Annotated in this window: 8 protein-coding genes; 6 read left to right on the top strand and 2 right to left on the bottom strand. The window is 71.1% G+C overall.

Annotated features, from left to right (window positions below; all coding sequences use genetic code 11):
• Window positions 1-90: 90 nt before the first annotated feature.
• Together ABZS97_RS42015 and ABZS97_RS42010 are read right to left on the bottom strand one after the other, a co-directional pair.
• Complete coding sequence (locus tag ABZS97_RS42015; RefSeq protein WP_356148451.1) at window positions 91-357, bottom strand: protealysin inhibitor emfourin; 267 nt, start codon at window positions 355-357, stop codon at window positions 91-93.
• A gap of 32 nt (window positions 358-389) precedes the next feature.
• On the bottom strand, window positions 390-1,460 hold the full coding sequence (locus tag ABZS97_RS42010; RefSeq protein WP_356148448.1) for a M4 family metallopeptidase: 1,071 nt from the start codon (window positions 1,458-1,460) through the stop codon (window positions 390-392).
• Between the two features lie 320 nt (window positions 1,461-1,780).
• Here ABZS97_RS42010 and leuA point away from each other — a divergent pair, with 320 nt between their 5' ends.
• The 6 genes from leuA (at window position 1,781) to ABZS97_RS41980 (ending at window position 9,045) form a co-directional block, all read left to right on the top strand.
• Window positions 1,781-3,511 (top strand): 2-isopropylmalate synthase, encoded by a 1,731-nt coding sequence (leuA, locus tag ABZS97_RS42005; RefSeq protein ID WP_356148445.1) that lies wholly within the window; start codon window positions 1,781-1,783, stop codon window positions 3,509-3,511.
• 231 nt (window positions 3,512-3,742) lie between these two features.
• Window positions 3,743-4,399 carry a TerB family tellurite resistance protein gene (locus ABZS97_RS42000; RefSeq protein ID WP_356148442.1) on the top strand — a complete coding sequence of 219 codons (657 nt, stop codon included), beginning with the start codon at window positions 3,743-3,745 and terminating at the stop codon, window positions 4,397-4,399.
• Between the two features lie 184 nt (window positions 4,400-4,583).
• Window positions 4,584-6,677 carry an MMPL family transporter gene (locus tag ABZS97_RS41995; protein ID WP_356148439.1) on the top strand — a complete coding sequence of 698 codons (2,094 nt, stop codon included), beginning with the start codon at window positions 4,584-4,586 and terminating at the stop codon, window positions 6,675-6,677.
• Between the two features lie 137 nt (window positions 6,678-6,814).
• Entirely contained in the window at window positions 6,815-8,023 is a 1,209-nt protein-coding gene (locus ABZS97_RS41990) for a sensor histidine kinase (protein ID WP_356148454.1), read from the top strand.
• A gap of 34 nt (window positions 8,024-8,057) precedes the next feature.
• On the top strand, window positions 8,058-8,729 hold the full coding sequence (locus tag ABZS97_RS41985; RefSeq protein WP_356148436.1) for a response regulator transcription factor: 672 nt from the start codon (window positions 8,058-8,060) through the stop codon (window positions 8,727-8,729).
• Window positions 8,730-8,856: 127 nt separating this feature from the next.
• Complete coding sequence (locus ABZS97_RS41980; protein ID WP_356148433.1) at window positions 8,857-9,045, top strand: hypothetical protein; 189 nt, start codon at window positions 8,857-8,859, stop codon at window positions 9,043-9,045.
• The last annotated feature ends 118 nt before the right edge of the window (window positions 9,046-9,163 follow it).

Raw genomic sequence — 9,163 nt, 5'->3', positions numbered from 1 at the left:
CAAGTACGTCCAGTACGAGGGCCTTCGTCCGGCACGCCGAGGGCACGCACCGGACACCGCGGGCACCGCACAGGACTTTCAAAACACCCCCTAGGCGCCCTCCTTCAGCACCCTCGAGATCAGCTTGCGCTGCTCCTCCGTCAGGCGTGGATCCGCGCAGTACACCGTCTTTCCGTTGACGGTGATCCGGTAGCTGAAGCCGTCCGGTACGCCGACCGGGGGCGTGCCCCGGCCGGCGGCTACCGCCCGCTCGGCCAGGGCCTGCCACTCATGGGCGTCGGGCCGTCCCGAGGTCTCCACCTCGGCATGACGCTCGATACCCGCGAACCCGCCTGTCCGCCTCACCTGGATACGCATGGGTCCTGTCTAGTACGAGACGGGCGGCGGTGCTACGCCGACGGGACGCCGACCTGCTCCCACGCCTTCAGGACGCTCTGCAACTCCTCGCCCTCGCCGTACCGGCTGCGCGCCTGCGCGACCGTCAGCTTGGCGAAGTCCGAGAAGCTCGCCTGGGACTGGAGCGCGCCGCCGGTGAGGACGTCGTACCAGATCTGTCCGGCCCGCTCCCAGGCGTTGCCGCCGAGCGCGTCGGCGACGAGGTAGAACGCGTGGTTGGGGATGCCGGAGTTGATGTGGACGCCGCCGTTGTCGCGGCCGGTCTTCACGTACCCCTCCATCGTCGCGGGCTGCGGGTCCTTGCCGAGCACGTCGTCGTCGTACGCCGTGCCCGGCTCCTTCATGGAGCGCAGCGCCGTTCCGGTGACGCGCGGGGCGAGCAGGCCCGCGCCGATCAGCCAGTCGGCCTCGGCGGCGCTCTGGCCGAGCGTGTACTGCTTGATGAGCGAGCCGAAGACGTCCGACATCGACTCGTTGAGGGCGCCGGGCTGGCCGAAGTAGGTGAGGTTCGCCGTGTACTGCGTGACGCCGTGGGTGAGTTCGTGGCCGATGACGTCGACCGGGATGGTGAAGTCGAGGAAGATCTCGCCGTCCCCGTCGCCGAACACCATCTGCTCGCCGTTCCAGAACGCGTTGTTGTAGTCCCGGTCGTAGTGCACGGTCGCGTTCAGCGGCAGGCCCTCGCCGTTGATCGAGTTGCGGGTGTACGCCTTGAGGTACAGCTCGAAGGTCGCGCCGAGGCCCGCGTAGGCGCGGTTGACGGTGGCGTCCTTGCCGGGCTTGTCGCTCTCGCCGCGGACCTTCTTGCCCGGCAGGTCCTGGTGGTGCTTGGCGTCGTAGATCGTGCGCAGCGGCTTGTCCTCGGCGGCCTCCTTCGGCGGGGCCACGGTGGGCGCGCCGATCACCGTGGTCAGGCGGCGGTGGGTGCGCTCGAAGGCGTCGCGCTCCAGGGTGCGGCGCGCGGGACCGGCGAGCGCGGGGTCCTCGTGCTGGGCCAGCTTGTCGAGGACATGCGGTGGAACGATGGTGCAGAAGACGGGCTCGAAGCCCCCGTTGGTCGTCATGCCCGGCACCCTTGCACTGGGTTATGACTCTGTCACTACCTGCAACCATGATTGGTGAAATACGGTGATAAGGAGCCTTGGAGTCCGCTCTCAAGTGGTATGGCGCACTTTTTGCCCCGCTATGCGCCGGCGGTCCCGCATACTGATACAGCCCCCCGTAGGGAGCGCGGCTCGGCTACTCTGCTGAGCATCATGCGTTTCGGGCTGCTTCTCCTTAGCTGCCGCGGCGAGGGCCTGTAGTCGAGGCCGACCCCCTCCCCGCGGAGTCTGGCGTTGCGCCGTCGGCCGTCCTTCCGGACATCCTGAGGAGCCCACGCATCATGGCGAACAGCCAGAACCGCCAGCAGCCGACGTCCATGCCGATCCACAAGTACCGCCCGTACGACCAGGTCGACATCCCCGACCGTACGTGGCCGGAGCAGCGGATCACCGCCGCCCCCCGCTGGCTCTCCACCGACCTGCGTGACGGCAACCAGGCCCTGATCGACCCCATGTCGCCCGCCCGCAAGCGCGAGATGTTCGACCTGCTGGTGAAGATGGGCTACAAGGAGATCGAGGTCGGGTTCCCCGCCTCCGGGCAGACGGACTTCGACTTCGTCCGCTCGATCATCGAGGACGAGACCGCGATCCCGGACGACGTCACGATCTCCGTGCTGACCCAGGCCCGCGAGGACCTGATCGAGCGGACCGTGGAGTCCCTGGTCGGCGCCAAGCGCGCGAACGTCCACCTGTACAACGCGACGGCGCCGGTCTTCCGCCGGGTCGTCTTCCGCGGCTCCAAGGACCAGATCAAGCAGATCGCCGTCGACGGCACCCGGCTGGTCATGGAGTACGCCGAGAAGCTGCTGGACGAGCGGACGACGTTCGGTTACCAGTACAGCCCGGAGATCTTCACCGACACCGAGATCGACTTCGCCCTGGAGGTCTGCGAGGCGGTCATGGACGTCTGGCAGCCCGGCCCGGGCCGCGAGATCATCCTCAACCTGCCCGCCACGGTGGAGCGTTCGACGCCCTCCACGCACGCGGACCGCTTCGAGTGGATGTCGCGCAACCTGTCCCGCCGCGAGTACGTCTGCCTGTCGGTCCACCCGCACAACGACCGCGGTACGGCCGTCGCCGCCGCCGAGCTGGCCCTGATGGCCGGCGCCGACCGCATCGAGGGCTGCCTGTTCGGCCAGGGCGAGCGCACCGGCAACGTCGACCTGGTCACCCTGGGCATGAACCTGTTCTCGCAGGGCGTCGACCCGCAGATCGACTTCTCGAACATCGACGAGGTCCGCCGCACCGCCGAGTACTGCAACCAGATGGAGGTCCACCCCCGTCACCCGTACGTGGGCGACCTGGTCTACACGTCCTTCTCCGGCTCCCACCAGGACGCCATCAAGAAGGGCTTCGACGCGATGGAGGCCGACGCCAAGGCCAAGGGCGTCACCGTCGACGACATCGAGTGGGCCGTCCCGTACCTGCCGATCGACCCGAAGGACGTCGGCCGCTCCTACGAGGCCGTCATCCGGGTCAACTCGCAGTCCGGCAAGGGCGGAATCGCCTACGTCCTGAAGAACGACCACAAGCTGGACCTGCCGCGCCGGATGCAGATCGAGTTCTCGAAGATCATCCAGGCGAAGACGGACGCCGAGGGCGGCGAGGTCACGCCGAAGGACATCTGGGCGGCCTTCCAGGACGAGTACCTGCCCAACCCCGAGAACCCGTGGGGCCGTATCCAGGTCAAGAACGGCCAGTCCACGACCGACAAGGACGGCGTGGACACGCTGACCGTGGAGGCGTCGGTCGACGGCGTCGACACCGTGCTGACCGGTACCGGCAACGGCCCGATCTCCGCGTTCTTCGACGCCCTGGAAGGTATTGGTTGCGACGTCCGCCTCCTTGACTACCAGGAGCACACGATGAGCGAGGGCGCCTCGGCGCAGGCCGCCTCGTACATCGAATGTGCGATCGACGGACAGGTTCTGTGGGGAATCGGCATCGACGCGAATACGACACGTGCTTCGCTGAAGGCCGTCGTCTCCGCCGTCAACCGCGCGGCCCGCTGACTCGCCTGACCGGCTTCTTTGTGGCCCCGTCCGCCTTTCGAGGCGGGCGGGGCCGGGTCGTTTACCGGCCAATCCGCGTGGATGTCACGGAGAGGTCTCGCCCGAGGTACTGACTCCGCCTCGACAATGTGGCTAACATCACGCCAACGCGGCGATGTTGCCGCGGGGTTACGGAGGTGCGACGTGCTGCCAGGATGGGGACGAAAAGGTCGTGTTGTCCGTGTTGGTCACATGACCCGCATCCTAGGCACCCGCACCGCGTGGACCGCCGTCGGTGACGGCGAGTTCTTCTGCCCCGGATGCGGAGGCGACCGCAACTACCAGCGCCTCACCGGCCGTCGGCGCTTCACCCTCCTCGGCGTCCCGGTCCTGCCGCGCGGCGAGAGCGGACCCGTCGTCGAATGCGCCGCCTGCCGCCACCACTACGGCGCCGACGTCCTCGACCACCCCACCACCACCCGCTTCTCCGCGATGCTCCGCGACGCCGTGCACACCGTCGCCCTCGCCGTGCTCGCCGCGGGCGGCACCTGCTCCCGCACCTCTCTCGAAACCGCCGCCGCCACCGTCCGCTCGGCCGGCTTCGACGACTGCACCGAGGACCAGCTCAGCGCCCTCGTCGACGCCCTCGCCGCCGACACCGGCCGCATCTTCGGCGAGCCCTGCGGCGCGGGACTCGCCATAGAGCTCCACGAGGCACTGGACCCGCTGGCCCCGCACCTCGCCCCGGTCGGCAGGGAGGCCATCCTGCTCCAGGGCGCTCGCATCGCACTCGCGGACGGGCCGTACACGCCCGCCGAGCGGGACGTCCTCAGCACCGTCGGCTCGGCGCTGACGATCTGCTCGGACGACGTGACCCGGCTGCTGGCGGCGGCACGCACGCCCTCGTGACCACCCCGGCAGGGTCTCGTCCCGAGGGGTCCCGCTGCTCCTGCGCCGTACTCCCCGGGGAGTAGTCAGGCCGCTTCGCCGCCCCTGGTAGTAGCCCCGAACTCGCCCTCCCGCGCGACGAATCCCCTCCCGTGCGCCGGGAGTCTGGTCATGTCCAGACACCCGTCCAGGAGGGGGGCCCGGCATGGGGCCAGGCAAGACGACAACGACGCGGACCCGGCGACGAGCCGTGCCCTGGCTGCTGCTCGGGCTCTGGGTGGCCGTCCTGGCCGCCGTCGGGCCGTTCGCGTCGAAGCTCGCCGACGTACAGCACGACCGGGCCGTGGACTACCTGCCCGCGAGCGCGGACTCCACCCAAGTGGCCAGGATCGAGGACCAGTTGCCCGGGGGAGAGACCACCGAGCTCGTCCTCGTCTACCACCGCGACGGCGGCCTCAGCAGCGCCGACCGCGCGACGGCCGCCCGGCAGATCGCCGAGATCGGCCGCGAGAACCGGCTCACAGGGACCCCGCACGCCGTGCCCTCCCGGGACGGGACCACGCTGATGTACCCGGTCAGCAGCTCGGCCCCCGGCACCGACGAAAAGCTCCGGGACGACTTCGTCCACGGCGTACGCGACGTGGCCCGCGGCGGGGACGGGCTCGGCGTCGACGTCGGCGGACAGGGCGCGCTGGCCACCGACGCCGCCGAGGTCTACAACTCGCTCGGCGGACCGCTGCTCTACACCACCGTCGCCGTGGTCGCCGTCCTGCTGATCCTCATCTACCGCAGCCCGCTGCTGTGGCTCGTGCCGCTCGCCGTCGCCGGAGTCGCCGACTACCTCTCGATGGGCGTCGCCTACGGACTCCACCAGGCCTTCGGCACCGCCGTCACCGGCCAGAGCCAGGGCGTGATGACGATCCTCGTCTTCGGCGCGGGCACCGACTACGCGCTGCTGCTCATCTCCCGCTACCGCGAGGAATTGCGGCGCGTCGAGCGGCCCTACGACGCGATGCGGGCCGCCCTGCGCGGCTGCGGGCCCGCCGTGCTCGCCTCCTCCGGGACCGTGGCCGCCGGACTGCTCTGCCTGCTCGCCGCCGACCTCAACAGCAGCCGCGGCATGGGCCCGATGGGCACCGTGGGCGTCCTGTGCGCCCTCGCCGCCATGCTGACCCTGCTGCCCGCCGTCCTGGTGCTGTTCGGCCGCCGCCTGTTCTGGCCCCTCATCCCGGCCTTCGGAAGCGAGCCCAAGCAGCGGCGCAGCCTCTTCTCGGCGATGGGCAGCTCCGCCGGACGCCGCCCCTACGCCGTCCTCGCGGGCGGAGTCGTCCTGCTCGGCGCCCTCGCGCTCGGCATGTTCAACCTGCCCGGCGCGCTCAAGCAGCAGGACTCCTTCGTCGACAGGCCCGACTCGGTCGCCGCCATGGAGACCCTCGCCAGGACCTACCCCGAGCGCGGCACCCAGCCGATCACCGTCATCACCCCGACCGCACGGGCCGCCGCCACCCTCGCCAAGGTGCGCAGCGAGCCCGGCGTCGCCGGTGCCGAGCGCGGACGCAGCGGCAGGGGCTGGACGGAGATCTCCGTCACCGCCGACGGCGCACCCGAGTCGGCCGCCGAGACCGCCACCATCAAGTCCCTGCGCCACGACCTCGAGAACTCCTACGTCGGCGGCCCGAGCGCCCAGCAGATCGATCTGAAGGACACCAACGCGCGCGACCGGCTCATCGTCGTACCGATCGTCCTGGTGTCCGTGCTGCTGATCCTGATGGTGCTGCTGCGCAGTCTCGTCGCGCCCCTGCTGCTCCTCGTCGCCGTCGTCGCGGTGTGGGGCGCGGCCCTCGGCATCGGGGGGCTGGTCTTCGGTCCGCTCCTCGGCTTCGAGGGCACCGATCCGGCGCTGGGGCTGCTGTCCTTCGTCTTCCTCGTCGCCCTCGGTGTCGACTACGGCATCTTCCTCATGCACCGGATGCGGGAGGAGTCGGTGCGGGGCGCGGAGCCGGTCGCCGCCGCGCTCACCGCGCTGCGGACCACTGGCGGAGTCATCGCCTCCGCCGGGCTCGTCCTCGCGGCGACCTTCGCCGTGCTGACCAACATGGGGCTGGTCGCGCTCGTCGAACTGGGCTTCGTGATCGCGGTCGGGGTGCTGCTGGACACCTTCCTGGTCCGTACGTACCTGGTGACCAGCGCGAGTGTGGCGCTGCGCCGCAAGGTGTGGTGGCCGGGACCGCTGTCCCGGGCTCCCGCGCCGCAGGCCGGGCCGCGGCAGCAGGAACCCGTCGCCGCCGGCCGAGGGTGATCACCATCGGGACGCGTACGAAGGGGGCGCCCCTCTCCCGGGAGGGGCGCCCCCTGACGGAAGATGAACCGGTGCAGGCATCCCTTCCAGTCACCGCCCCCACCACGGCGCCGCGGCCCCGCGCGGGCGAACGGATCATGGCGGTGGTCAACCGCGATCCCCGTACGGCCCCGCACGCCACCCGCAACGACGCGCTGCTGGCGGTGGCGCTCGCCGTCGTCGCCACGGCCGTCGCCCTGTTCACCGACCCCGGCCGCCGCCCCGACGCGCTCGGCTGGGTCCTGCTGCTCGCCGCCCCCGTACCCCTGGTGTGGCGGCGGCGGCGCCCGCTGCTGGTGCTGGCCGCCGTGGCCGCGCTGGTCGCGCCGTACCACGCCCTCGACAACAACCACCTCGCGACGACCCCGGCCACGTACGTCGCGCTCTACACGGTCGCCGTCACCGGGCGCCCCCTGCGCACGATCCTGACCGGCATCACGGTCGTCGGCCTCTCCACGAGCGTGATGCTCACCGTCAGCGCCCATCAGGCCATCGAAGTGCTGAGGGTCTCCGGCTGGGTCATCGCCGTGCTCTTCTGCGGCGTCGACGTGCGCTTCTACCGTCAGTACGTCGCCTCGGTCCTCGAACGTGCCGAGCGCGCCGAACGCACCCGCGAGGAGGAGGCCAGGCGCCGCGTCGCCGAGGAGCGGCTGCGTATCGCGCGGGATCTGCACGATCTGCTCGCGCACAGCATCACCCTCATCGGCGTCCAGACCTCGGTGGCCGCGCACGTGCTGGCCGCCGATCCCGAACGGCTCGACCGGGAGGCCGTCGCCAAGTCCCTGGACGACATCGCGGAGACCTGCCGCAGTGCGCGCGGCGAGCTGCGGACCACGCTGGAGGTGCTGCGCGAGCACACCGCCGGCGCGGGCGACGGACGCGGCCCGCTGCCGGGCCTCGACGGCCTGTCCGACCTCGCCGAGGCGGCCCGGCTCGCGGGCGCGAAGGTCGACCTCTCGGCAGAGGGCGAGGGGGCGCCGCCCGCCGTGGGCGCGGCCGCCTACCGGATCGTGCAGGAGGCGCTCACCAATGCCGTACGGCACGGCGGCCGCGACGATCTGACCGTGCGGGTACGGGTGTTCGAGGGTGAGGGCGCTCTCCGGGTGACCGTCAGCGACGACGGGGCGGGCTGCACGGGGGACGGCGGCACGCCCGGCTTCGGGCTCATCGGCATGCGCGAGCGGGCCCGCAGCGTGGGCGGCACACTGGACGCCGGTCCGGCGCCGGGCAAGGGGTTCGAGGTGAGCGCCGTGCTGCCGATGCGCAGGGCCGAGGCCTGGAGCGCCGGAGAGGGAGAGACTCGATGACCGACGTACGCGTACGTCCCCGGAGAACCGCTTCATGACCATCCGCGTACTCCTCGCCGACGACCAGACCCTCGTGCGGGCCGCCTTCGCGATGCTCGTCGAGTCGGCACCGGACATGGAGGTCGTCGGACAGGCAGGCACCGGCCGGGAAGCTGTCGAACTGGCCCGCGGCTCGCGCGCCGACCTGGTCGTCATGGACATCCGCATGCCCGACCTCGACGGCATCGAGGCGACCCGGCTCATCGCGGCCGACGAGGACCTCGCGGGCGTGAAGGTGCTCGTCCTTACGACGTACGACACCGACGAGCACATCGTGGAGGCCCTGCGGGCGGGCGCCTCCGGGTTCCTGGTGAAGGACACGAAACCGGCCGAACTCCTCGACGCCATCCGCACGGTCACGGCGGGCGACGCCCTGCTCTCGCCCGGTCCGACCGCCCGGCTGATCGCCCGCTTCCTGCGCAGCCCCGCAGCGGCCGCCGTGCCCGCGACGGGCGGCCCCGAATGCCTCTCCGACCGGGAGCGCCAGGTGCTGACCCTCGTCGCCCGCGGCCTCACCAACACGGAGACGGCCGAGGCGCTGGGGCTCAGCCCCCTCACCGCGAAGACCCACGTCAGCCGCATCATGGGCAAGCTCGGCGCGCGGGACCGGGCGCAGTTGGTGATCGTGGCGTACGAGTCGGGGCTGGTCACTCCCGGCACCGGCTGAACCGGCGTCCCTTCAACACGCCGAGGGCGCACGGGTGTTGCCCTCCTCCGCCCGGCACACTAGGTTCACCCGGACATCCCACGTCCTATGTCCCGTGTCGCATGTCCTTGTGAACCCAGGGAGAGCCATGCCGGTGTCGAGCCGCAGGTCCGCGTTCATGGAGGTCACGGGGCTGCTCGGGGCACTGGCGGCCACGGGTGCCGGGGGCGGGAGCGCGGCGGCGGCCCCGCTCGGGGGCGGCGGGGTGGGCCTTCTCTACGAGACGGGCACGGCGGGGCCGTACGAGACGATCGAGTTCCGGTGGCTGGGGGGCTAGGTGTCTTCTTCGCCCCCTCCGCCCCTACCCGTCCCGTCTTCCGGGGCTCCGCCCCTGGACCCCCGCTCCTCAAACGCCGGAGGGGCTGATTTTCTACGCCGGCCGGAGAGTTTTCAGC

The organism is Streptomyces sp. NPDC005485, from assembly GCF_040606085.1.
Classification (GTDB): Bacteria; Actinomycetota; Actinomycetes; order Streptomycetales; family Streptomycetaceae; genus Streptomyces.
This window is presented reverse-complemented; position numbering and strand designations above follow the sequence as displayed.

Excerpts from the sequence above, each read along its gene's own strand:
- ABZS97_RS42015 (WP_356148451.1), bottom strand. The coding sequence starts at position 357 with ATGCGTATCCAGGTGAGGCGGACAGGCGGGTTCGCGGGTATCGAGCGT.
- ABZS97_RS42010 (WP_356148448.1), bottom strand. The coding sequence starts at position 1,460 with ATGACGACCAACGGGGGCTTCGAGCCCGTCTTCTGCACCATCGTTCCA.
- leuA (WP_356148445.1), top strand. The coding sequence starts at position 1,781 with ATGGCGAACAGCCAGAACCGCCAGCAGCCGACGTCCATGCCGATCCAC.
- ABZS97_RS42000 (WP_356148442.1), top strand. The coding sequence starts at position 3,743 with ATGACCCGCATCCTAGGCACCCGCACCGCGTGGACCGCCGTCGGTGAC.
- ABZS97_RS41995 (WP_356148439.1), top strand. The coding sequence starts at position 4,584 with ATGGGGCCAGGCAAGACGACAACGACGCGGACCCGGCGACGAGCCGTG.
- ABZS97_RS41990 (WP_356148454.1), top strand. The coding sequence starts at position 6,815 with ATGGCGGTGGTCAACCGCGATCCCCGTACGGCCCCGCACGCCACCCGC.
- ABZS97_RS41985 (WP_356148436.1), top strand. The coding sequence starts at position 8,058 with ATGACCATCCGCGTACTCCTCGCCGACGACCAGACCCTCGTGCGGGCC.
- ABZS97_RS41980 (WP_356148433.1), top strand. The coding sequence starts at position 8,857 with ATGCCGGTGTCGAGCCGCAGGTCCGCGTTCATGGAGGTCACGGGGCTG.